This is a genomic window from Neorhizobium sp. S3-V5DH, assembly GCF_004343065.1.
Lineage (GTDB): Bacteria > Pseudomonadota > Alphaproteobacteria > Rhizobiales > Rhizobiaceae > Neorhizobium > Neorhizobium huautlense.
Genome location: NZ_SMCL01000022.1, coordinates 53,631 through 75,830, shown reverse-complemented (window position 1 = coordinate 75,830; position 22,200 = coordinate 53,631). Strand labels below are relative to the sequence as shown.

Here is a 22,200-nt window from a genome sequence, read left to right as displayed (position 1 = left end):
CCTCAAGTGCGGAAAGTTCGGCGGCGGCGTTCTGGATTGTTGGCGATAAGTCGTTTCGCCCGGGGTTCAGAAGACCAGACGAACACCATCCGGAAAGGCCACGGCAGAGGGACCGGAGTCGCGGATAAAAACCGCCGAACGGGGCGCTGAGAGGTGTCACCTAAAAACTAACTTACGAGGCAGCTCCCAGCGCCCCGTCCGCTCCTCGGGTCAAGCCCGAGAATGACTAAACATTCGTCCTCCTCGGGCGAACGAAGTGAGACCCGAGGATCACCAAGGGATTACCATGTCCAAAGACAAGCCGCGCACCATCGATACCTGGCTCGCCGCCCGCACGGCCGAAATGCTCGCGCTGCCCCATACGATCTGCCGCCGGCGCGACTGCCGCCGCAGGAACAGCTGCTACTGGCATTTCCGATCCAACAACGAACCCTGCTGCCTGCAGAATCTCTCCGCCGAGCAGCGCGAGGTATTCGATGCAATTTATAATCGGGCGCATTTCGCGCAGAGCTTTCTCGGCTCCGACAGCCATCTTTTCGAGGCCCGTCATGGTGAGCAGCGGCTGCTGGACGACGTGGCGATCGAGATCGCCCGCATGTCGCGCAGTCGCTGGAGACCCGAGATCTGGGATGCGGCGAGGCGCAGGCGGGAGAAGACGTTGCCGCCTGGGTAAAAGGTGGAGTACGACGAACCGCCCCCGGCCCTTCGCTAGGGCTCAGGGCGTTCGTCACTGCAATCGATTCACTGGATCGATTGCTCGGGCTTCGCCCGACCGTTCCTCACCCCACAAACGCCCGTTCGATGACGAATTCGGCGGGCTTGCTGTTGGCGCCTTCGGTGAGCCCCGCCTTTTCGAGCAGCGCCTTAGTGTCCTTCAGCATCTCGGCCGAGCCGCAGATCATGCCGCGGTCGGTCTCGGGGTTCAGCGGCGGCACGCCGAGGTCGGCGAAGAGCTTGCCGTTCTCGATGAGGTCGGTGATGCGGCCGGTGTGGGAAAATTCCTCGCGGGTGACGGTCGGGTAGTGCTTCAGCTTGTCGCCCACCAGTTCCGAGAGGAATTCGTGGTTGCGGATCTCCTCCACGAGGTCGAAGCCGTATTTCAGCTCGGCCACCTCGCGGCAGGTATGGGTGAGGATCACCTCGTCGAACTTTTCGTAGGTCTCGGGATCGCGGATCAGGCTCGCGAAGGGGGCAATCCCGGTGCCGGTCGAGAACATGTAGAGCCGCTTGCCCGGCGTCAGCGCGTCGAGCACCAGCGTGCCGGTCGGCTTCTTGCGCATCAGCACCGTGTCGCCCGGCTTGATCTTCTGGAGGTGGGAGGTGAGCGGGCCGTCCGGCACCTTGATCGAGAAGAATTCCAGCTCCTCGTCCCAGGCAGGGCTGGCGATCGAATAGGCGCGGTAGACCGGCTTTTCGCCGACCATCAGGCCGATCATCGCAAATTCGCCCGAGCGGAAGCGGAAACCGGCCGGCCGCGTCATGCGGAAGCGGAACAGGCGGTCGGTGTAATGCTCGACGGCAAGCACCGTCTCGGCATAAACGCCATCCGGCACCTTGGCCGCCGTCTGGGTTGGATTCTGGACCGCAAATTCGTCATTCTTCGCTGGAGCGTTCATGCCAATCCGTCTCTTCGTCTCAACTCTCGTCTTCGCAGGAGCGAAATATACCATAAGGCCGGGCATTTGAAGGCACCCGCGCGCCTATGTCGCGGGTGTCTTGAGAAAATATGTGCAGGAAGATCACCTTTCCCGCGCCGGTCAGGCGGAGCGGCGGCGCCAGCTGTAGCCGCCGGCCTTGTCCGCCTGTCGGGCCGTCGGCTGGTAATGCACCGCAATCCCCGGCAGGCGTCCCTCCTCCAGCCGCTTCAGCGCCGTCGCGTTCTTCACCGCAAAGCTGTCGACTCCACAGCGCAGCATCAGCGGGATCTGGTCGATCAGGACGTCGCCGACGGCCCGCAGCTCGTTCTTGTAGGCGAGCCGGTCGCGGAGCAGCGAGGCATGCGAAAAGGCGCGGCCGTCGTTGAAGGCTGGAAACTCCACCGCGACGATCTCGAGGCGGTAGAGATAGGGTTCCAGCTTGCGGATGTCGTCGGCCGGCTTGATCAGCACGCCGAGGCCGACGTCATTGCTGTTTTCGGCCCTCTCGATCAGCTGATCGAGCGGCAGCAGCACCTTGTCGTTTTCGCCCGCCTTCAGCTCCTCCGTCTCGATCACCCAGGGGTCGTTCTCGACGAAGCCGGTTTCTCTCCAAACCCTGGTCATCACGCAGCCTCCGCCTTGGCGTCGCCGTAGAGTGCATCCTTGAACGGCTGCGGCCCGACGCGGCGATAGGCCTCGAGGAAGATCTCCTCCTTCGAGAGGCGAAGGTTGAGGTAGGTGTCGACGATCGTCTCGATCGCATCGGTCACCTTGTTCGGCTCGAAGCCGCGGCCGATGATCTCACCGATCGAGGTATGCTCGTCGCCGGAACCGCCGAGCGTGATCTGGTAGAGCTCGGCGCCCTTCTTCTCGACGCCCAGGAGGCCGATATGGCCGACATGGTGATGACCGCAGGCATTGATGCAGCCGGAAATCTTGATCTTCAGCTCCCCGATCTCCGCCTGGCGTTCCGGCGAACCGAAGCGGGTGGAGATTTCCTGCGCCACCGGGATCGAGCGGGCATTCGCCAGCGCACAGTAATCCAGCCCGGGACAGGCGATGATATCGGTGATCAGCCCGGCATTGGCGGTCGCAAGGTTCTGGGCGATCAGCGCGCGGTAGAGCGGCTCGAGATCGGCGAGCGCCACATGCGGCAGGATGACGTTCTGCTCGTGGCTGATGCGGATTTCGTCGAAGCCGTATTCCTCGGCAAGGTCGGCGATCACATCCATCTGCACGTCGGAAGCATCCCCGGGAATGCCGCCGATCGGTTTGAGCGAAATCGTCACCATGCCGTAGTCGGGATGTTTGTGCGGCTGGACGTTCTGGCTCACCCAGCGGCCGAAGGCCTCGTCCTCCTTCTTCCAGCCGGCGAGCTGCGCCCAGCCTTCCGGCCGGTCGGGCAGCGCCGGCGGGGCGAAATAGGCGGCGATCGCCTGGATGTCGGCATCCGGCAGCTTGAGTTCGGTGCCTTGCAGATGCGAAAACTCTTCCTCGACCTGGCGGGTGATCTCCTCGACGCCTGTCTCGTGGACGAGGATCTTGATGCGCGCCTTGTACTTGTTGTCGCGGCGGCCGAACAGGTTGTAGACGCGCACGATGGCAGTCACGTAGGACAGCAGATCCTCTTCCGGCAGGAAGTCACGGATCTTCTTGGCGATCAGCGGCGTGCGGCCCTGTCCGCCGCCGACATAAACGGCGAAACCGAGTTCGCCCTGGTCGTTCTTTTTGAGATGCAGGCCGATGTCGTGGACCTGGATCGCCGCACGGTCTCGCTCGGCGCCGGTGACGGCGATCTTGAACTTGCGCGGCAGATAGGAAAATTCCGGGTGGACCGAGGACCACTGGCGCAGGATTTCCGCGTAAGGCCGCGGATCGGCAACCTCGTCGGCGGCAGCGCCGGCGAAATGGTCGGCGGTGACGTTGCGAATGCAATTGCCCGAGGTCTGCAGCGCATGCATCTCGACGGTCGCCAGTTCCGCGAGGATATCCGGCGTGTCCGACAGTTTCGGCCAGTTGTACTGGATGTTCTGGCGGGTGGTGAAGTGCCCGTAACCGCGGTCGTATTTGCGGGCGATATGGGCGAGCATGCGCAACTGGCGCGCATTCAGCGTCCCGTAGGGGATGGCGACGCGCAGCATGTAGGCGTGCAGCTGAAGATAAACGCCGTTCATGAGGCGCAGCGGCTTGAAGGCATCCTCCGCCAACTCGCCTGCCAGACGGCGCGTCACCTGATCGCGGAACTGCTCCACGCGGCTGGTGACGAATGCATGGTCGAACTCATCGTAACGATACATGGTTTCCTCAGACTGCGATAAAGGCCGGATCGGCAGGGCGGTAGCCGGCAGCATATTCCATTGTCGGGCCCTGGGCACGGATGCGTTCGCGCAGACGGATCGGCCAGAGCTTGCCGTCAACCTCCTGCACGTCGACAACGGCAACGTCAACGACCTTGTTCTCCGCAAAATCGCGCTTGCCGATCGCCTCGAGCGAAGCGACCGCTTCAGCATGCCGCGCAACGATCGCATCCTGCAGGCTTTCCACCCAGTAGCCATTCGCGTCGAGCCAGACGGCGATGCCGTCCGACAGGCGGTTGGCGGTGAGAACCTTGTCGGTCATTTTCTATTGTCCCATGTCTGCGTGAACCTTGCCAGCCTTCAGGGTCTTGAAGGCAGACAGCGGTTCGGACTTTTCGAAATTCGCACCGGCGACAGCCTCGCCGATGATTACCATAACCGGGCCGACGAGATCGTCGCGGGCCTCCAGATCCGGCAGTTCGCTCAATACGCCATGCAGGAGCTTGCGGTCGGCAGGGCTGGCATTCTCGATGACGGCAACCGTGGTATCGGCGCTGAGACCGGTGCCCATCAGGCGCTCGGCAACGGAAGCCGCGACGGAGCTGCCCATATAGACGGCGATCGTCGCGCCGGAAACAGCAAGACTGGCCCAGTCCGGCAGAACCTTGCCGGCCAGGTCGTGGCCCGTGGTGAAGATCAGCGACGAAGCGACACCGCGCAGCGTCAGCGGCAATTCGAAATCGGCAGCCGCTGCAAAAGCCGACGTGATGCCGGGCACGATCTCATAAGCGATACCAGCTTCGCGCAATGCCGCCATCTCTTCGCCCGCACGACCATAAACCAGCGGATCGCCGGACTTCAGGCGAACGACGCGCTTGCCCTGACGGCCAAGCTCGACAAGCAGGTGGTTGATCTCTTCCTGAGATTTGGAATGGCAATTCTTCCGCTTGCCGACCGAAAGGCGCTCGGCATCGCGACGGCCCATATCGACGATCGCCTGCGGCACCAGCGCGTCATAGACGATCGCGTCGGCTTCCATCAGCACGCGCTGGGCGCGGAGCGTCAACAGGTCTTCGGCGCCAGGACCGGCACCGACCAGCCAGATCCTGCCTTCGGCTTGGCCACTGGTCGAAAGCAGCGCGTTGGCGGAACGGCGAGCCGCGCTGGTGTCGTTGGACGCCACGGCATCGGCGACGTCACCGGAAAAGAAGCGGCGCCAGAAGATCCGGCGTGAAACGCCGCGCGGCACGAGACGCTCGGCGGCGTCGCGATAATCTGCGGCAAGGCCGGCTAGGCGGCCAAGCGACGGCGACAGCATCTGGTCGATGCGAGCCCGGATCATCTGGGCAAGAACGGGGCCGGCGCCTTCGGTGCCGATCGCCACCGCCACCGGCGCGCGGTTGACTAGCGCCGGCGTGTAAAAATCGCAGAAGTCCGGCTGATCGACCGCATTGGCCGGGATCTTTTCGGCGCGGGCAGCGGAAACGATCGCCCGGTCGAGCGCAGCATTGCCGGTCGCGGCGAATACCATTACCGCGCCCTTGACCTGATCCGGCGAGAAATCCGACCGAACAGTCTCGATGCCCTGCGCGGCCAGCCAGCCGGCATAGTCCGGCTCTGGGGCCAAGGCGTAAGCGACGATCTCCGCCTCGGTGTTGCGCAACAGCCGAGCCTTGGCATAGGCTTCGTCACCATTGCCAAACACGAAAACGCTCCGTCCGCTGACGCGGAAGAAAGCCGGAAAAACCGACAGACGTTGTTGGCTTGGAGACATGCGGGTATCCTGAATCATATGACTGCAATATCCAGGAAAAGGCGCCGGAATTGAAGGAATGGATATGCGAAGTGGGTTGCGAGCCGGTATTTCTGTTTTACGATCAACCGGTTCTTGAGCAAAAGCCACCGCGACGATATTTCACTAGCACCTTGGTAGACTAAAGTGTTTTTGCCCTGATCCGCGCGTTCCACGCCATAAACTGCCTAGACATCCTGCAAAAAAGAGCTCTCATGACGATCGCCGCATGCCTTCTCGACGCCATCGAAAACGATATCCTGCCTCTCACGGAAAAGGGTGTCGCTGCCGGCAACAAGGTTTTCGGCGCTGCTGTCCTGAAGAAATCCGATCTGTCGCTGGTAATCGCCGAGACCAATAACGAGCTCGAAAATCCGCTCTGGCACGGCGAGGTGCATACGCTGAAGCGTTTTTACGAAACCACGCGAGATCTTCCCACCAAGGATTTGATTTTCCTTTCGACTCATGAACCATGCACCATGTGTATGTCAGCCATCACCTGGGCCGGTTTCGACAACTTCTACTCGTTCTTCAGCCATGAGGATTCAAGAGACGCCTTCGCCATTCCCCACGACCTGAAGATCCTGAAAGAGGTCTTCGGCCTGGAACCCGGCGGCTATCGGCGCAGCAATGCTTTTTGGAACTCCTACTTCATCACCGATCTCATCGAGACCGAGGCAGAGCCGTTACGCAGCGCATTAAGGTCGCAAACCGCCCGCATCAAGGCCGCCTATCAAAGGCTCTCGGACAACTACCAGTCGGGCAAGGGCAGCAACAGCATACCGCTCAACTGAGCGTCAGGGAATTTTTCCAATGAAACCATCGAAGGACATTTCGCGGCTGATCGAGATCATGGCGGCGCTGCGCACACCCGGCACCGGCTGCCCGTGGGATCTCGAGCAGAATTTCTCGACCATCAAGCCCTATACGATCGAAGAGGCCTATGAGGTCGCCGACGCGATCGAGCGCAACGACATGGACGATCTATGCGAGGAACTGGGGGACCTGCTGCTTCAGGTCGTCTTCCATGCCCGTATGGCGGAGGAAGCCGGGGAATTCTCGTTCGGCGATGTGGTCGAGGCCATCACGAAAAAGATGATCCGTCGGCACCCTCACGTCTTCGCCAGATCGGATGCCGACACACCCGATGCCGTGAAGGCGCAGTGGGACAACATCAAGGCGGAGGAAAAACGCGAGCGGGCCGAGCGGCACGCCAAACGCGCGCTCACCGCAGGGCCGAGGGCAACCGACGACTTCAAGCGTGGCTTTCTGAGCGGCGTACACCGCAGCCAGCCGGCACTGACGGAGGCGTTGAAGCTGCAGAGCCAAGCCGCGAAGGTGGGCTTCGACTGGTCCGAGGCCGAACCGATCCTCGACAAGATCGAGGAAGAGATCGGCGAGTTGCGCGAGGCGCTGCGCGGCGGAGAACGCGACAAGGTCGCCGATGAACTTGGGGACCTCATCTTTGCACTCGTCAATATCGGCCGCCATGTGAAAGCTGATCCGGAAGATGCACTGCGGGGCACCAACACGAAATTCCGACGCCGATTCAGTTACATCGAGACGGAGCTTGAAAAGTCGAGTCAATCGCTCGATGCGGCAACCCTGGAGCAAATGGAAGAGCTCTGGCAAGCGGCGAAAGCAATCGAGCGGGAATCGGGTGACGGAGGCCGCCCAAAGTCCTCAGGTCGGGCATGACTCCTCCCGCACCACATCGATTCCCGCCTCCCACCCGGGACCAAAGCCCTACGGCGATCTAGGACTTATGGGCTAGTCCACCCCGCATTGGTCCTAGGCCGGTAGCATTTTCCTGAAAACAACCGGAAGGTCCCTCTACAGGCAATCTCGGTTGCGATTCATAATGCGAGGAAATACCAATGAACAGGAACGGTTTTTTGGCGACTGCAGCGGTCGCTCTCATGCTGTCGACCGCTACGACCGGCGCTCATCTGACGGGTTTCTCCGACATGGTATGGGCCAAGGGTGGTGACGGCGGCGGCAATGGCGGCGGTGGAGGCAATGGCGGCGGCAACGGCGGTGGCGGCGGTCACGGAAACTCCGATCACGGCAACTCCGGCCATAGCAATTCCGGCAAGTCGGACGCCAAGGAGGACAAGGACGCCTCATCCACGAAAGGCCAGACGCAGAAGGAAAACGCCCGGCGGGATGCCGAAGACAAGCAGACGAAGAAGTCCGCAGCCGCGTCTCCGGCGCCATCCGAACTCAAGGGCCTCAATTCGCTGAAAAGAAACTACAACGCCTACCTGAACACCAGCGATCCGCGGATGACCGCGATATCCGCCTATGTTCGCGATTACGCACAATACGAGATCGACATGGGCGTGGCCCCGACGATCGACGATCCGGTTCTGGGTGACGAGGCGCTGCGCGATACGCTCGGCGAGTTCACCGGCCAGCCTGTCACCGACAAAACGCTCGATTGGGCAAAGGATGTGTTGGGCGTCGGGACGGCCGAGGGCAAGATCGACCAGGTCCGCGATACGCTCGACGAGCAGGCGGCAGTAGACAGCGAATAGTCCCGATCAAGAAGCTGAGACGCCGGGGAACTGAACTCCGGCGTGCAGAAGCATGCTCCCGCCGCCTCGGGAGCATGCTTTTATCTTTCCCAATCCTCTTTCGCCGGCTTAGGCCCGTTGCCGAGCTTGCGTTCCAGTTCGGCGGCCTGAGCCTCCGACATGCGCACGTCAAGCGTGACGGATCCGTCTTCGTTATCCTGCCGGTCATCGACGATGGAATTATTATAGACCCAAGAAACGACAGCAAGCTTTGCAGCGGGAATGGTGATCGTGGTTTCGGTGAGCACGCCGGAAAGACGCCTGGCGATCTCGGCCATCAGCGCATCGATGCCCTCTCCCGTGATCGCCGAGACGGCCATGACGTTTTCACGGCTTACGGCCCTGTCCGCAATCGCCTCATGGGCTTCCGGATCGAGCCGGTCGATCTTGTTCCAGACTTCGATGATGCGCTCGGCGCCTTCCTTCTCGTCGATCCCGAGATCGGAAAGAATGCGCAATACGTCGCCGGCCTGGGCCGCATTGTCCGGATCGGACATGTCGCGCACATGCAGGATCAGGTCCGCTTCCAGCACTTCTTCGAGCGTCGCGCGGAAAGCGGCGACCAGATGGGTCGGCAGATCGGAGATGAAACCGACCGTGTCGGAAAGGATCACCGTTCGGCCATGCGGCAGCTTCATACGGCGCAATGTCGGGTCGAGCGTTGCAAACAACATGTCCTCGGCCAGCACGCCGGCCCCGGTGATGCGGTTGAACAGCGTCGATTTTCCGGCGTTGGTATAACCCACCAGCGCGACGATCGGATGAGGCACCTTGCGGCGCTTGGCGCGGTGAAGCTGACGGGTCCGCACCACCTGTTCGAGCTCGCGCTCCAGCCTGACGATGCGCTCCTGCAGAAGCCGGCGGTCGGCTTCGATCTGCGTTTCACCGGGGCCGCCCATGAAGCCGGCGCCGCCGCGCTGGCGTTCGAGGTGGGTCCAGCTGCGGACGAGGCGGCCCTTCTGGTAGTTGAGATGCGCCAGATCGACCTGCAGCGTGCCTTCCTTGGTGGAGGCGCGACGGCCGAAGATTTCGAGAATGAGGCCGGTGCGGTCGATGACCTTGGCGCCGAGCTCCTTTTCGAGATTGCGCTGCTGCACCGGAGTGAGCGGATGGTCCACGATGACGAGGCCGGCATCCTTCTCGTCAAGCAGCGCCTTGATCTCCTCGATCTTGCCGGTGCCCATGAGGGTGGCCGGACGCGGCTGGCTGATCGGCACGATCAGCCCTTCCACGATCTCCAGATCGATGGCCCTGGCAAGGCCGATCGCCTCTTCGAGACGGGCTTCACTGGAGCGCTGCGGCGCGGGGGCAGCCGACGAATCGCCCTGTCCGCCTCGCGACCTCGCCTGTTTGAGGACCGGCACGATCACAGCCGCGCGCATATCGTCCCGGCGCTTTTCAGCTTCCGGGACAAGGGATTCGTTAGAAGTATCGCGATTAGAAATTATATCTGTCCTTAAGCCGCGCTCTCTTCGCTTTCGAACATCTGCATCGGTTGTCCCGGCATGATGGTCGATATCGCGTGCTTATACACCAGCTGAGAGTGGCCGTCACGGCGAAGAAGGACACAGAAGTTGTCGAACGACGTGACGACGCCTGTGAGCTTGACCCCGTTGATCAGGAATATCGTCAGGGAAATCTTCTGCTTGCGAACAGTATTGAGAAATAAATCCTGCAGGTTCTGAGAACGTTCCGCCATAGCGCCGCTTCTTTCTTTTTTGCCGGTCAATGAGCCGGGACATGATCAAGCTTTTAAGAGACGACCGGGAATGCCCTCGTATTCCCTTCCCCCTGATTGTCTGGTTATCAAATCGCCGTCTTTTCCGCAATGTCGAAAAAGGCGTCGCGAATGCTGCCTGAAACGGTACCGGGATGACCGTTGGCAATGGGCTTTCCGTCGACTTCGACGATCGGCACGCAGATGCCGGTCGCGGAGGTGAAAAAGACCTCGCGCGCAGCCATCATCTCGTCCACCCGGAACTCGCGTTCGACAACCTTCAATGCGAGCTTTTCCGCCACATCGATCAGCGTCGTGCGTGTGATCCCCTTCAGGATGCCGTGCTCTGCGGGACGGGTAAGGAGCTCGCCGTCCGGGGTGACGATCCAGACGTTGGAAGACGCCCCCTCCATAACGATGCCTTCGCGATCCACGAAAATCGCGTCCTGGGCGCCGGTTTCCTTCGCCTGCTGTTTGGCGAGCACATTCGGCAGGAGCCCAACCGTCTTGATGTCGACGCGATCCCAGCGGTTTTCCGGAACCGTGATCACCTTGATCCCATTGGCGTATTTCTTCGCTGCCGCGGCCGGATCGGTGCTTTTGGCGGTGATCGTGATGGTCGGCGGCGTGCCATCCGCCGGGAAATAGTGGTCGCGGCGGGCCGCACCGCGCGTGACCTGCAGATAGAAGATTCCGTTTCTGACCCGGTTGCGGCGGAGAACCTCGCGGATGACGAAGGTGAGTGCTGCGCGGCTCATCGGCTGCGCCATGCTCAATTCCCGCAGCGACCGGTCGAGGCGGTTCAGGTGCCGCGTCAGGTCGACGATCATCCCCTGGCGGACTTCGCAGACTTCGTAGACGCCATCCGCGAACTGGAAGCCGCGGTCCTCCACATGCACGGCCGCTTCGGAATGGCGGACATACTGGCCGTTCACATAGGCAATTCTCGACATTGGTCGTCCCCTCGAAAAATCAGAAATACTGGATCGAAACCCGGAAAAGCTGCTCCACGTCCCGCACCGCCTCGGCCGTCGCAAAGAGCACCACCCGGTCGCGCGCCTTGATCTTGGTGTCGCCGTTCGGGCGAATGACCGTGCCGCCGCGATAGATCGCCCCGATGCGGATTCCCTCGGGCAGATCGAGTTCCCGGAACGGCCGGCCGACGAGGGGCGAGGTTTCGAGCGCTTCCGCCTCGATCACTTCCGCAGCGCCCTTCTGAACCGCATAGACGGAGCGGATGCGACCCTTCCTGACGTGCTGCAGGACGCGGGAGATGGTGACCGCTCGCGGATTGATCTGCGCATCGATGCCCACCGAATCGGTAAGGTTGTGGAGGGACGTGGAATTGATCAGAACGAGGTTCGACTTGCAGCCAAGCGATTTTCCGAGCACCGCCCCCAAAATGTTGATCTGGTCGTTGTTGGTCAGCATCACCATCAGGTCGGTGTCCTGGATATCGGCCTGGGCCAGAATGTTCTGGTCGAGCGCCGAACCGTGCAGGACGATGGTGTTGCGCAGCTTTTCCGATACTGCCGCAGCCCGTTCGCGATCGCTTTCGATGATCTTCAGCCGCGTCCTCGGTTGATGCTCTTCGATCGTGCTGGCGACGAAGTGGCCGATATTGCCGCCACCGGCGATGATGATGCGGCGTGCCTCCTGCTCCTCATGGCCGAAGAGCCCGAGCGTCCGGCGGACATGTTCGCGCTGGCAGATGACATAGGCGAGGTCGCCGACGTTCAGCTCGTCCGATGACCGGGCGACCGCCAGGCGCCCATTGCGGAAGATGCCGGCCACTGTCGCCATCAGATCCGGAAAGAGATCGGACAGCTGGTGCAGCGGGGTGGCGATGACGGGGCAATCCTCCATGCATTCGATCGCCACCATGGCGATATGGTCCTCGGCAAACCGGGCGACATCCGTGGCGCCGGGGAAGGAGATGCGGCGCAGCACCATCTTGCCGACTTCGATTTCCGGCGAGATCGTCACGTCGATCGACATGTTCTGGCGGCTGAACAGATCGGCATATTCCGGCTTCAGATAACTCTGGGCCCGGATGCGGGCGATCTTGGTCGGCACCGAAAACAGGGCATGCGCGACTTCACAGGCGACGATGTTGACCTCGTCGTAAAGCGTGACGGCGATGATCATGTCGGCGTCTTCGGCCCCGGCCTTTTCCAGCATGTCCGGATGCGCGCCGTGGCCGACATAACCTTTCACGTCGAGGGTTTCGGTGATCGCCGCAATCAGCGACGCGGACGTGTCGATGACGGAGACGTCATTGTCCTCCTGCGACAGCCGTTCCGCGATGCCGTAACCCACCTGCCCCGCGCCGCATATGATGACTTTCATCGGTCACTAACTCTCATCGATCAGGACTTTCGGTCAGACGCCCAGCGACTTGAGCTTGCGGTGCAATGCCGAACGTTCCATCCCGACGAACTCCGCAGTACGGGAAATGTTGCCGCCGAAGCGGTTGATCTGGGCAATTAGATAATCGCGCTCGAACATTTCACGCGCTTCGCGCAGCGGCAGGGTCATGATGTGATAGTCACCCTTGCCCGCCACCTTGGGCAGCATGTCGCCGAGGTCGGTCGGCAGCATATCGGCCGAGATCGCCGTGTCCGGCCCGTCGGTGCGGGCGAGAATCATCAATCGCTCGATATTGTTTCGAAGCTGACGGATATTTCCCGGCCAGTCATGCGCCTGGAGAACCGCCATGGCATCCTCTCCGATCCTGCGCGGACGGATGCCGGCCTGTTCGGAAATCTGCCGCATGAACATATCCACCAGGAAAGGAATGTCTTCGCGACGCTCGGCAAGCGCCGGCACCTTGACCGGCACCACGGCAAGGCGGTGATAGAGGTCCTCGCGGAAGGATCCGTCAGCGATCAGGTTTTCGAGATTGTAGGCGGTCGAGGAGATGATGCGGACATCGACCTTGACACGTTTGGACCCGCCCACGCGCTCGAATTGCTGGTCGACGAGGACGCGGAGGATCTTGTTCTGCGTCTCACGCGGCATCTCCCCTATTTCGTCGAGATAAAGAATACCGCGATGAGCCTCTTCCAGGGCACCGATCTTGCGCGGTTGACCGGGACCGCCCTCCGTACCGAAAAGAGCGATCTCCATTCGATCCGGGGTAATCGTCGCGGCATTGAGCGCCACGAAAGGCCCGCCCGAACGGCTAGACTTCTTGTGGACCATGCGCGCGACCAGTTCCTTGCCGGAGCCGGACGGGCCGAGGATCATGATGCGGCTGTTGGTGGGCGATACCTTCTCGATCGTCTGGCGGAGCTGCGAAACGGCCACCGAGGTACCCACTAGTTCGGCCGCATCGCCGGCGCGCTTCTTGAGTTCTGTCACCTCACGTTTCAGCTTGGAGTTTTCCAGCGCCCGCTCGGCGATCAGGATCAAACGGTCCGCCTTGAACGGCTTCTCGATGAAATCGAAGGCACCGCGCTTGATAGCGGAAACGGCCGTTTCGATATTGCCGTGCCCGGAAATCATGACCACCGGCAGATCCGGGTGGCGGCTCTTGATCTCGTCGAGCAGCGCCAGGCCATCCAGCTTCGAGCCCTGCATCCAGATATCGAGGAAAACAAGCCGCGGCACGCGATCGGAAATGGTGGCAAGCGCACTGTCGCTGTCGTGCGCGGTACGGGTCTCGTGACCCTCGTCGGAGAGAATACCTGAAACGATTTCGCGAATGTCTGCCTCGTCATCCACGACCAGAATATCAGACGCCATATGCCAATTCCTTGCTATTATCTGTTCCGGGTACGACTGCCTGTTGGAGATGCGGCAGCAGGACCCTGATCATGGCGCCCTTGCCATGATCAAAATCGGCAGGCGCATCATGCAGTTCGAGCTGCCCGCCGTGTTCTTCAATGATCTTCTTGACGATCGCGAGTCCGAGGCCTGTGCCCTTCTCGCGCATCGTCATATAGGGTTCGAGAATGCGATGCCGGTTTTCAGACGGAAGGCCGCTGCCGTTGTCGATGATGTCGACGACATAGGCATCGCGGGCAGCATCGAATATCGAGCGCACCTTGACCTTGCGGCCGTCGCGCTCTTCGCTGCTCGGCACCGCTTCGATCGCTTCAACTGCATTCTTGATGAGGTTGCCGAAGGCCTGTCCCAGCATGCGCGAATCGAACATGCCCTTGAGCGGTTCGTCGCCGAGATCGCGAATGAAATCCACATGCGTGGTACCCATCTCCCGCAAGAAGATCGCGTCGCGCAGGATGTCGCGCAGATCCGCTTCCTCCTTGGCAGGCTTGGGCATGCGGGCGAAGGCCGAGAACTCGTCGACCATGCGGCCGATATCGCCGACCTGGCGAACGATCGTATCGGTGCACTGGTCGAAAACTGCGCGGTCGTCGTCGGCGATCTGTTTGCCGTAGCGGCGTTTCAGGCGCTCGGCAGACAGCTGGATCGGGGTCAGCGGGTTCTTGATCTCATGGGCGATACGTCTTGCCACGTCCGCCCATGCGGTCGAACGCTGGGCAATGACCAGATCCGTGATGTCGTCGAGCGTCACCACATAGGATTCCTGCGCTGCGCGCTGTTCCTCGCGCGTCACCTGCATGGAGAGCGTCCGTTCCTTGCCGCCGCGTATCAGGTTCACCTGCTTGCGGAAATCGCCGCGGGCGCGGCTTCTCGCCTCCGTCAGCACCTGATCGATCTCAGGAGCGATGTCTTGCAGCTTCTCGCCCATGAGAGCTTCGGCAGAAACGCCGAGCAGTTCTTCGGCGGAAGGATTGACGATCGTGATACGCCGATCCTCTTCGACGCCGATCACGGCCGCCGTGACACCGGAGAGCACCGCCTCGATAAACCGGCGGCGATCGTCCACCTCGTCCTTCGCCTCGAGGATTTCGTCGCGCTGGCTGCGGATCTGGGAAATCATCTTGTTGAAAGTGCGCGACAGGTTGCCGACGTCGCCATCCGCCGCACGCACCGGCACCACGACATTGAGGTTACCCGTTGCCACGCTGTCGGCTGCGCTGATCAGGAGCCGGATCGGCCGGACGATGCGGTCAGCGACGGCGATCGCCGTCCAGATCGCCGCCAATAACACGATCAAGGCGAAACCGAGATAGAGCACGGCGAAAGCGATCTGCAGCGAGGTGCGGCCGGCTTCCATCGCCTGATATTCGGCCGTGTTCTCCTCCATGAGTCGCATGGCTGCGATGACCTTCGGATCGACAGCGCGGATCGTATAGAGGAACGCGCCCTGGATGGAATCGAGCTTGATGACGGCGCCGACGAGGTTGGTGATACCCGGCGGAATGAGCGTCGGCTGGCCGGCCGCTGCGGTTTGCAGCGCGTCCGAAGGGATCGCCGGCAGCGGCTTTTCCGTCTTGATATCGGCCTGAACGATCGCCTGACCGTCCTCGCGCACCAGGAAAGCGCCCAACATGCCGCGGCCCCGCGCCTGGCGGGTCATCAGGTCCACAAAACCCGTGCGGTCGAGGTAAAACATGGCGCGGTTCCGCTCGAGGTCGTTCGACATCGAGACCGTCTGCCCTTGAAGATAGCTTGCATTTTCAAGCATATAGGCGCGGGCGACGTCCTGAGAGGATTGCACGATCGACTGGGTGCGTAGCGAAAACCAGCGGTCGAGACCGACATTCAACGTCAAGCTGGCGAAGATCGCCACGAGCACTGCCGGGGTGATCGCAACAATGGAAAAAAGGACGACGATGCGCACATGCAGACGCGCCGCAGCGCGGCCGCGATTACGTGCCTTTACCAGCCGCAGCACTTCGCGGCCGATCAGATACATCAATCCCAGAATGAAGAGCGAATTGATCACCGCCGACGCGATGACCACATTGGTGCTCGGCGCAATCGGTGTCAGCCCGAGCAGGACAAAGAGCGTCAAGGATGCACAGATGAGCGCGCCGCCGGCAAGCAGGAGGCCGGGAAGCGCGAATGAAGCACGCCGATCCTGCGCCGACATTGCCGGCTCGTTTTCGGCCATCGGCGCTGTCACGCCTTCCGTCATCGATAACTCCGATCTCCAAGTCCTCGCGGGAGATCGTTTCAGCCCGAAAACCGAGCGAAGCGACAGTACCTTCCCGAACCGGCCCGGCTACCCCATCAAGAGCCGCCGCTCCCAGAAGCAAACCCCAAGCCCTGCGTGGCCTTTAAGCAACGCAATGTGGCGAAAATGCAACGATGGACCGATCCTGTCAAGCAGCGGGAACAAAGTCCGGTCTTGCTTCAACAACTTAACTCAAGCGCCGCGGGAGCTGCGATAGACGGAGACGCCGAGTTCCCGAATCTTCTTGCGGAGCGTGTTGCGGTTGAGACCGAGCAAATCCGCCGCCTTGATCTGATTGCCACGGGTGGCGGTAAGGGCGGCGAGGATGAGCGGATATTCCATTTCGGTCAGGACGCGGTCGTAGAGACCGGGCGGCGGCAGATTGTCCCCGAAACCCGCGAAATAGGTGCGCATGTTTTCTTCCACCGCCTGGGCGATGGTGAGGGACCCAGTGCGGGCTCCCATCTTGTCGATCGGGCTGTCCGGCACCTCGGAACGCAGCTCCGACTCAATAATCTCCCGGGTGATGACGTCCTGCGGATATAGCGCCATCAGGCGGCGGACGAGGTTTTCCAGTTCACGCACGTTGCCCGGCCAGGCATACGCCTTCATCAGGTCCAAGGCCTCGCTATCGAACCGCTTGGCGTCCAGGCCTTCCTTCTCGGCCATCTGCATGAAATGGCGGACGAGGTCGGGGATGTCCTCGGCGCGATCGCGCAAAGGCGGCAGGCGCAGCGGAACGACGTTCAGGCGATAATAGAGGTCTTCGCGGAAGAGGCCCTGGTTGATGAGCTGCTTCAGATCCTTGTTGGTCGCCGCGACGATGCGCACGTCCGTGCGGATCGGCGTGCGACCGCCGACTGTGGTGTATTCGCCCTGCTGCAGGACGCGCAGAAGACGGGTCTGGGCATCCATCGGCATGTCACCGATCTCGTCGAGAAAGAGGGTCCCCCCCTCAGCCTGCTCGAAGCGGCCGGTCGAACGGCTCTGGGCTCCGGTGAAGGCCCCCTTCTCGTGGCCGAAAAGCTCCGACTCGATCAGATCGCGGGGAATGGCGGCCATGTTGATCGCCACAAACGGTCCGTTGCGACGCTTGCCGTAGTCATGCAGCGCGCGAGCCACCAGTTCCTTGCCGGTGCCGGACTCGCCGGTGATCATCAGCGTCAGATCCGTCTGCATAAGACGAGCCAGAACGCGGTAGATTTCCTGCATGGCGGCCGAACGGCCGACGAGCGGCATGCCGTCCTGAGTGTCGTCGTCGAGGCGGGCGGGCTTGCGCTTGGGTTCGGCGAGCGCGCGGCCGATGATGGCAATCAGCTCCGTGAGATCGAAGGGCTTAGGCAGGTAATCATAGGCACCCTTTTCGGACGCCTTGATCGCCGTCATGAAGGTGTTCTGGGCGCTCATGACGAGGACGGGCAGCTCCGGACGCGATTTCTTGATGCGCGGCAGGAGATCGAAGGCGTTCTCGTCCGGCATGACCACGTCCGTCACGACCAGATCGCCCTCGCCAGCCGAAATCCAGCGCCAGAGAGTGGCGGCATTCGAGGTGATGCGCACATCGTAACCAGCCCTGGTCAGAGCCTGGTTCAAAACCGTCCGGATGGCCGCGTCGTCGTCGGCGACAAGGATCGTGGCAGTCATTTTTCACTTCCTGTGGAGTTCAAAGAGCGGCCGTCCGTGGCCTCTTCCTTGTGCATGGGCATCAAAACGCGGAACGTGGTGCGGCGCGCCTGGCTGTCGCATTCGACGATGCCGCCATGCGCACCGATGATCTTGGCAACCAGGGCAAGGCCGAGACCGGACCCGTTGGTCTTGGTCGTGATGAAGGGATCAAAAAGATGCGGCAGCAGGTCGGTCGGCACGCCGGGGCCGTTGTCGATGACGCAGAATTCGAGCGGCAGCGAAATCTTCTCGCGGGTACCAGCGACTGAGAGTTTGATGCCCGGGCGATAGGCCGTCGTCAGCATGATTTCGCCGTCCGGCTGATCGCCGACCGCTTCCGCGGCGTTCTTGATGAGGTTCAAAAAGACCTGCACGAGCTGATCGCGGTTGGCATAAACCTGCGGCAACGACGGATCGTACATTTCGGAAATCTTGATCTCGCGAGCAAAACCGGCCTTGGCGATGGCTTTCACATGATCGAGGACCGAATGGATGTTCAAGGGCACACGGTCCACCGGACGCTCGTCGGAGAAGACTTCCATGCGATCGACCAGGGATACGATGCGGTCCGTCTCGTCGCAGATCAGCCGCGTCAACGCCCGGTCGTCGTCTGGGACCGAGGTCTCGAGAAGCTGTGCAGCACCGCGAATGCCCGAAAGCGGGTTTTTGATCTCGTGGGCCAGCATGGATGCCAGACCCGTCACCGATCGAGCGGCAGCACGATGGGTAAGCTGGCGGTCGATCTTGTCCGCCATGGAGCGCTCCTGGAAGACCACCACGACCGACCCCGGCTCGCTCACCACCGGCGCGACGTAGAGGTCCACCAGCTTTTCCTGACCAAGGCGCGGCGAAGAGAGGTCGACACGATATTCGTTGACCGGTGCCTTGCGCTCACGCACCTGGTCAATCAGCGCGAGAAGAGGGCTGCCGAAAGGGATGAAGGTGGAAATTTCGTTCTTGGCGAGCTGCGCGGCACTGGAGCCGAAAAAGGCCTCGGCCTCCCAGTTGGCGAAGGCGACCCTGCCCTCGGCATCAACAAGAATCACCGGGTTCTGGACGGAATTGAGGACGGCCATGGCAAGCGCATTGCCGCTTGCCGAATCCTGCACTTGCGAGCTCATGCAGCCTCCTTGCGCCCGACGGCTGTGTTTCCGGTCAGCGCTACAGTCATCCGGCGCGCGACGTCAGCCGGGTCCCTGGAAATCATGATGGCGGCCTTTTCTTCAGTCGGCAGGTCTGGCGCGAAGCGATCGAGATACCAGCCGAGATGTTTTCGTGCGTGGCGCAGCCCTGCCTCGCGGCCGTAAAGCTCCAGCATCGCCTGATAGTGTTCGACGACAAGAGCGGCGATTTCCGGCTGCGAAGGTGCGGCGTGACCGGCGAGCCAGCCAATGTGCCACGGACGCCCCTGGGCGCCCCTCCCGACCATGACAGCATCTGCACCGGAGCGCTCCAGAATGGCAACGGCGTCCTCCGGCGTTTCGACGTCGCCATTGGCGATCAGCGGGATCGAGACGGCGTCGCGCACAAGACGGATGGCGTCCCAATCGGCCCTGCCCTCGTAGAACTGCATGCGGGTTCGGCCATGGATCGTCACGAGCCGGATGCCGGCATCTTCGGCACGGCGGGCGATATCGGGCGCATTGATGGAATTTTCGTCCCAGCCGAGCCGCATCTTCAGCGTCACCGGGACATCGACGGCGTTTACGGTCGCCTCGATGAGCGACAATGCGAGATCTGGGTCACGCATCAGCGCCGAACCGGAATAGCCACCGGTGACCTTCTTGGCGGGGCAACCCATATTGATGTCGATGATGTCGGCGCCGTTATCGGCGGCAATCTTGGCAGCCTCGGCCATCCAGCGGGCCTCGCGACCGGCGAGCTGGACCATATGCGGAGAAATGCCGGCACCTTTCAGCCGGGCCCAGGACTCGCCGCGGTTCAGCACGAGTTCGCGGCTTGCGACCATCTCGGTCACGACCAGCCCGGCGCCGAAGCGCCATGCGAGCCGCCTGAACGGCAGATCCGTAACTCCCGACATCGGCGCCAGAACCACGCGATTACGGATGGAAACGGGCCCGATATGGAAAGGTTCGGCGAGATCTGGAAAACGCAAATGATGATCTTTCGGGCACATTGGATTGTTGCACTATTTTTATTCAGTCCCGAAGCATTTGCCAAGAGCAAATCGGGAACTGCGTTATTTTTGAGCGGCCTGCTGGAAAAGCCGCTTTTCATTCTATAGTTCTCGCCCTGTCAATCCTTCAGAACGCAGAAATGGGTACGGCGCGTGGACGACAACTCCATGACAATCGGCATCGTCATCGTCGCCGCAGGCCGCGGCGAACGGGCGGGATCGCCCGAAGACGGGCCGAAGCAATACCGGCGTATCGGGGGAAAGCCGGTGATCGCCCATACGCTCGAACGGTTTCTCAACTGGTCGCGTAGCGGCCCGATCGTGGTCGTCATCCATCCGGACGACGAAGCGCTGTTTGCGGCAGCGGCAGCGGAACTGCCCGGTGCGGCGAAGGTCGTCACGACTTTCGGCGGCGATACGCGGCAGCGCTCCGTTTACGAAGGCCTCAGAGCTTTGTCAGCGACCGAGGCCACCCATGTGATGATCCACGATGCGGCCAGGCCGTTCGTGGATCATGCGCTTCTCGATCGGATCGCCGAGGCGCTCGACCAGGGACAGGAAGGCGTGTTGCCGGCTATGCCTGTCACCGACACGCTGAAGCGAGGCGGACCGGATCACCTGGTTCACGAGACGGTGCCGCGGGCCGGGCTTTTTGCCGCACAGACGCCGCAAAGCTTTTCCCTCCCGTCGATCCGCACCGCCCATGAAAAGGCGGCAGCGCTCCGACGCGAGGATTTCACGGACGACGCCTCGATCGCCGAATGGGCTGGGCTGCCGGTCCTGCTGGTCGAAGGTTCCGTCGACAACATCAAACTCACCGTGAAGCGAGATATCGCCATGGCCGACGAAAAACTTTCGCACCATCCACTGCCCGACGTGCGCACCGGTAACGGCTACGACGTGCATCAGCTCGAGCCCGGCGACGGCGTGACGCTCTGCGGCGTCTTCATTGCCCACGACCAGCGGCTCGTTGGCCATTCGGATGCCGACGTCGTCATGCATGCGCTTACCGACGCGCTGCTCGCCACCTGCGGCGCCGGCGACATCGGCGACCATTTCCCGCCCTCCGACATGCAATGGCGGGGCGCGCCCTCCCAGATCTTCCTGGATCACGCGGCAAAGGTTGTACGAGAGCGCGGGGGCACGATCATGAATGCGGATATCTCGCTGATCGCGGAAGCGCCGAAGATTGCGCCGCACCGGCAGAAGATGCGCGAGAACCTGGCGGAGATCCTCGGTATTTCCCTGGACCGATGCTCGGTCAAGGCGACGACCAACGAGAAGATCGGTTTTGTCGGCCGCCGCGAGGGCATTGCCGCCATCGCAACCGCCACAGTGGTCTACCGGGGAGATGCCGGGTGAACCTGTTTCCCGCCGACATCGAAGACCAGGCAAGGCGGATCGTCGCCGACTTTTCCGCCTGCGGGCTGATGGTTTCAACGGCTGAGTCCTGCACAGGCGGGCTGATCGCCGGCGCGCTCACCGAAATTTCAGGCTCCTCGGCCGTCGTTGACCGGGGCTTCGTCACCTACACCAACCAGGCGAAGATGGATATGCTCGGCGTGACCGAAGCGACATTGGCAGCCTTCGGCGCGGTATCCCGGGAAACGGCGCTGCAGATGGCGGACGGCGCGCTGTTCCGTTCAAGGGCAAACCTCACCGTCGCCGTGACCGGCATCGCGGGACCGGGCGGCGGGTCGGCAGACAAGCCGGTCGGCCTGGTGCATCTTGCGGCAAAAACCCGCTCCGGCATCTCGCTCCATCGCGAGATGCGCTACGGCGATATCGGCCGAACGGCGGTGCGTCTCGCGACCGTCAGAACGGCGCTGGAGATGCTGACCGACGCCGCCAAAACGACGCTCGCAAATCAGGCGTAAATCTTGTCCGCCCGCGTCTCGAAAGCTTCGGCGAACATCCGGAAAGCGCGGTCGAACATCGATCCCATCAGTGCACCGAGAATCATGCTCTTGAACTCGTAGTCGATGAAAAAGTGCACCACGCAGCCGGCGGAAGAGCCATCAGAGGGCGGTTCAAAACGCCAGCGGTTGTCGAGATATTTGAACGGTCCTTCGATGTATTTGACATCGATGGCGCGTTCGGCAGGGTTGAGCAGAACCTGGGTCGTGAAAGTCTCGCGGATCGCCTTGTAGCCGACCGTCATATCGGCAAGCAGTAGCGTCTTGCCGTCGCGCTCCTTGCTGGACCGGATGACCAGCGCCTCGCAGAGCGGTAGGAATTCCGGATATTTCTCGACATCGGCAACGAGCGCGTACATCTGATCGGCGCTATGCTTCACGGGGCGGCGGATTTCGAACTTTGGCATGATCCGC

21 protein-coding genes are annotated in these 22,200 nt (G+C 61.7%); 6 read left to right on the top strand and 15 right to left on the bottom strand.

What is annotated here, in order from left to right:
- Positions 1 to 286 precede the first annotated feature (286 nt).
- A complete protein-coding gene (locus EDE09_RS23090; RefSeq protein ID WP_132413020.1) occupies positions 287 to 673 on the top strand; it encodes a hypothetical protein in 387 nt (128 codons plus the stop codon).
- A 106-nt stretch (positions 674 to 779) separates the two neighbouring features.
- On the opposite strand, the gene EDE09_RS23085 is transcribed toward EDE09_RS23090, so the two are convergent.
- The 5 genes from EDE09_RS23085 to cysG form a co-directional block, all read right to left on the bottom strand.
- Positions 780 to 1,616, bottom strand: coding sequence for a ferredoxin--NADP reductase (locus EDE09_RS23085; RefSeq protein ID WP_112798244.1), 837 nt, complete (start codon positions 1,614 to 1,616; stop codon positions 780 to 782).
- 141 nt (positions 1,617 to 1,757) lie between these two features.
- Positions 1,758 to 2,261, bottom strand: coding sequence for a DUF934 domain-containing protein (locus EDE09_RS23080; RefSeq protein WP_105372552.1), 504 nt, complete (start codon positions 2,259 to 2,261; stop codon positions 1,758 to 1,760).
- Complete coding sequence (locus tag EDE09_RS23075) at positions 2,261 to 3,934, bottom strand: nitrite/sulfite reductase (protein ID WP_112798246.1); 1,674 nt, start codon at positions 3,932 to 3,934, stop codon at positions 2,261 to 2,263. Before EDE09_RS23075 ends, EDE09_RS23080 begins: the two co-directional genes overlap by 1 nt.
- Before the next feature lie 7 nt (positions 3,935 to 3,941).
- Positions 3,942 to 4,256 carry a DUF2849 domain-containing protein gene (locus EDE09_RS23070; protein ID WP_112798248.1) on the bottom strand — a complete coding sequence of 105 codons (315 nt, stop codon included), beginning with the start codon at positions 4,254 to 4,256 and terminating at the stop codon, positions 3,942 to 3,944.
- 3 nt (positions 4,257 to 4,259) lie between these two features.
- The gene (gene cysG / locus EDE09_RS23065; RefSeq protein WP_132413018.1) at positions 4,260 to 5,708 is read right to left on the bottom strand and encodes a siroheme synthase CysG; all 1,449 of its coding nucleotides are present in this window, start codon (positions 5,706 to 5,708) and stop codon (positions 4,260 to 4,262) included.
- A gap of 233 nt (positions 5,709 to 5,941) precedes the next feature.
- Here cysG and EDE09_RS23060 point away from each other — a divergent pair, with 233 nt between their 5' ends.
- The 3 genes from EDE09_RS23060 (at position 5,942) to EDE09_RS23050 (ending at position 8,263) form a co-directional block, all read left to right on the top strand.
- Positions 5,942 to 6,520: a nucleoside deaminase gene (locus EDE09_RS23060; RefSeq protein WP_132413016.1), complete on the top strand. Its 579-nt coding sequence runs from the start codon at positions 5,942 to 5,944 to the stop codon at positions 6,518 to 6,520.
- 19 nt (positions 6,521 to 6,539) lie between these two features.
- Positions 6,540 to 7,424, top strand: a complete 885-nt coding sequence (gene mazG, locus EDE09_RS23055; RefSeq protein WP_112798254.1) for a nucleoside triphosphate pyrophosphohydrolase — start codon at positions 6,540 to 6,542, stop codon at positions 7,422 to 7,424.
- A 179-nt stretch (positions 7,425 to 7,603) separates the two neighbouring features.
- Positions 7,604 to 8,263: a hypothetical protein gene (locus EDE09_RS23050; protein ID WP_132413014.1), complete on the top strand. Its 660-nt coding sequence runs from the start codon at positions 7,604 to 7,606 to the stop codon at positions 8,261 to 8,263.
- A gap of 80 nt (positions 8,264 to 8,343) precedes the next feature.
- Here EDE09_RS23050 and hflX read toward each other — a convergent pair whose 3' ends face one another.
- From hflX to dusB, 9 genes are all read right to left on the bottom strand, one after another.
- A complete protein-coding gene (gene hflX, locus EDE09_RS23045) occupies positions 8,344 to 9,684 on the bottom strand; it encodes a GTPase HflX (protein WP_105372546.1) in 1,341 nt (446 codons plus the stop codon).
- Between the two features lie 74 nt (positions 9,685 to 9,758).
- Positions 9,759 to 10,001 carry an RNA chaperone Hfq gene (gene hfq / locus EDE09_RS23040; protein ID WP_056335505.1) on the bottom strand — a complete coding sequence of 81 codons (243 nt, stop codon included), beginning with the start codon at positions 9,999 to 10,001 and terminating at the stop codon, positions 9,759 to 9,761.
- Positions 10,002 to 10,108: 107 nt separating this feature from the next.
- The gene (locus EDE09_RS23035; protein WP_112798260.1) at positions 10,109 to 10,972 is read right to left on the bottom strand and encodes a D-amino-acid transaminase; all 864 of its coding nucleotides are present in this window, start codon (positions 10,970 to 10,972) and stop codon (positions 10,109 to 10,111) included.
- Between the two features lie 19 nt (positions 10,973 to 10,991).
- Positions 10,992 to 12,368: a Trk system potassium transporter TrkA gene (trkA, locus tag EDE09_RS23030; protein ID WP_105372544.1), complete on the bottom strand. Its 1,377-nt coding sequence runs from the start codon at positions 12,366 to 12,368 to the stop codon at positions 10,992 to 10,994.
- Positions 12,369 to 12,401: 33 nt separating this feature from the next.
- On the bottom strand, positions 12,402 to 13,766 hold the full coding sequence (locus EDE09_RS23025) for a sigma-54 dependent transcriptional regulator (protein ID WP_105372543.1): 1,365 nt from the start codon (positions 13,764 to 13,766) through the stop codon (positions 12,402 to 12,404).
- The gene (locus tag EDE09_RS23020) at positions 13,756 to 16,029 is read right to left on the bottom strand and encodes a PAS domain-containing sensor histidine kinase (RefSeq protein WP_112798262.1); all 2,274 of its coding nucleotides are present in this window, start codon (positions 16,027 to 16,029) and stop codon (positions 13,756 to 13,758) included. Before EDE09_RS23020 ends, EDE09_RS23025 begins: the two co-directional genes overlap by 11 nt.
- Before the next feature lie 231 nt (positions 16,030 to 16,260).
- Positions 16,261 to 17,712 carry a nitrogen regulation protein NR(I) gene (gene ntrC / locus EDE09_RS23015; RefSeq protein ID WP_112798264.1) on the bottom strand — a complete coding sequence of 484 codons (1,452 nt, stop codon included), beginning with the start codon at positions 17,710 to 17,712 and terminating at the stop codon, positions 16,261 to 16,263.
- A complete protein-coding gene (locus EDE09_RS23010; protein ID WP_112798266.1) occupies positions 17,709 to 18,854 on the bottom strand; it encodes a nitrogen regulation protein NR(II) in 1,146 nt (381 codons plus the stop codon). The genes ntrC and EDE09_RS23010 overlap by 4 nt, the downstream gene beginning before the upstream one ends.
- On the bottom strand, positions 18,851 to 19,870 hold the full coding sequence (dusB, locus tag EDE09_RS23005) for a tRNA dihydrouridine synthase DusB (protein ID WP_112798268.1): 1,020 nt from the start codon (positions 19,868 to 19,870) through the stop codon (positions 18,851 to 18,853). Before dusB ends, EDE09_RS23010 begins: the two co-directional genes overlap by 4 nt.
- A 168-nt stretch (positions 19,871 to 20,038) precedes the next feature.
- Between dusB and EDE09_RS23000 the strand changes: the two genes are divergently transcribed.
- Both EDE09_RS23000 and EDE09_RS22995 read left to right on the top strand, forming a co-directional pair.
- The gene (locus tag EDE09_RS23000) at positions 20,039 to 21,232 is read left to right on the top strand and encodes a bifunctional 2-C-methyl-D-erythritol 4-phosphate cytidylyltransferase/2-C-methyl-D-erythritol 2,4-cyclodiphosphate synthase (protein WP_112798270.1); all 1,194 of its coding nucleotides are present in this window, start codon (positions 20,039 to 20,041) and stop codon (positions 21,230 to 21,232) included.
- Positions 21,229 to 21,747 (top strand): CinA family protein, encoded by a 519-nt coding sequence (locus EDE09_RS22995; RefSeq protein ID WP_105372537.1) that lies wholly within the window; start codon positions 21,229 to 21,231, stop codon positions 21,745 to 21,747. The genes EDE09_RS23000 and EDE09_RS22995 overlap by 4 nt, the downstream gene beginning before the upstream one ends.
- Here EDE09_RS22995 and EDE09_RS22990 read toward each other — a convergent pair.
- A complete protein-coding gene (locus tag EDE09_RS22990) occupies positions 21,738 to 22,193 on the bottom strand; it encodes a type II toxin-antitoxin system RatA family toxin (protein ID WP_112798272.1) in 456 nt (151 codons plus the stop codon). The genes EDE09_RS22995 and EDE09_RS22990 overlap by 10 nt on opposite strands.
- Positions 22,194 to 22,200 lie beyond the last annotated feature (7 nt).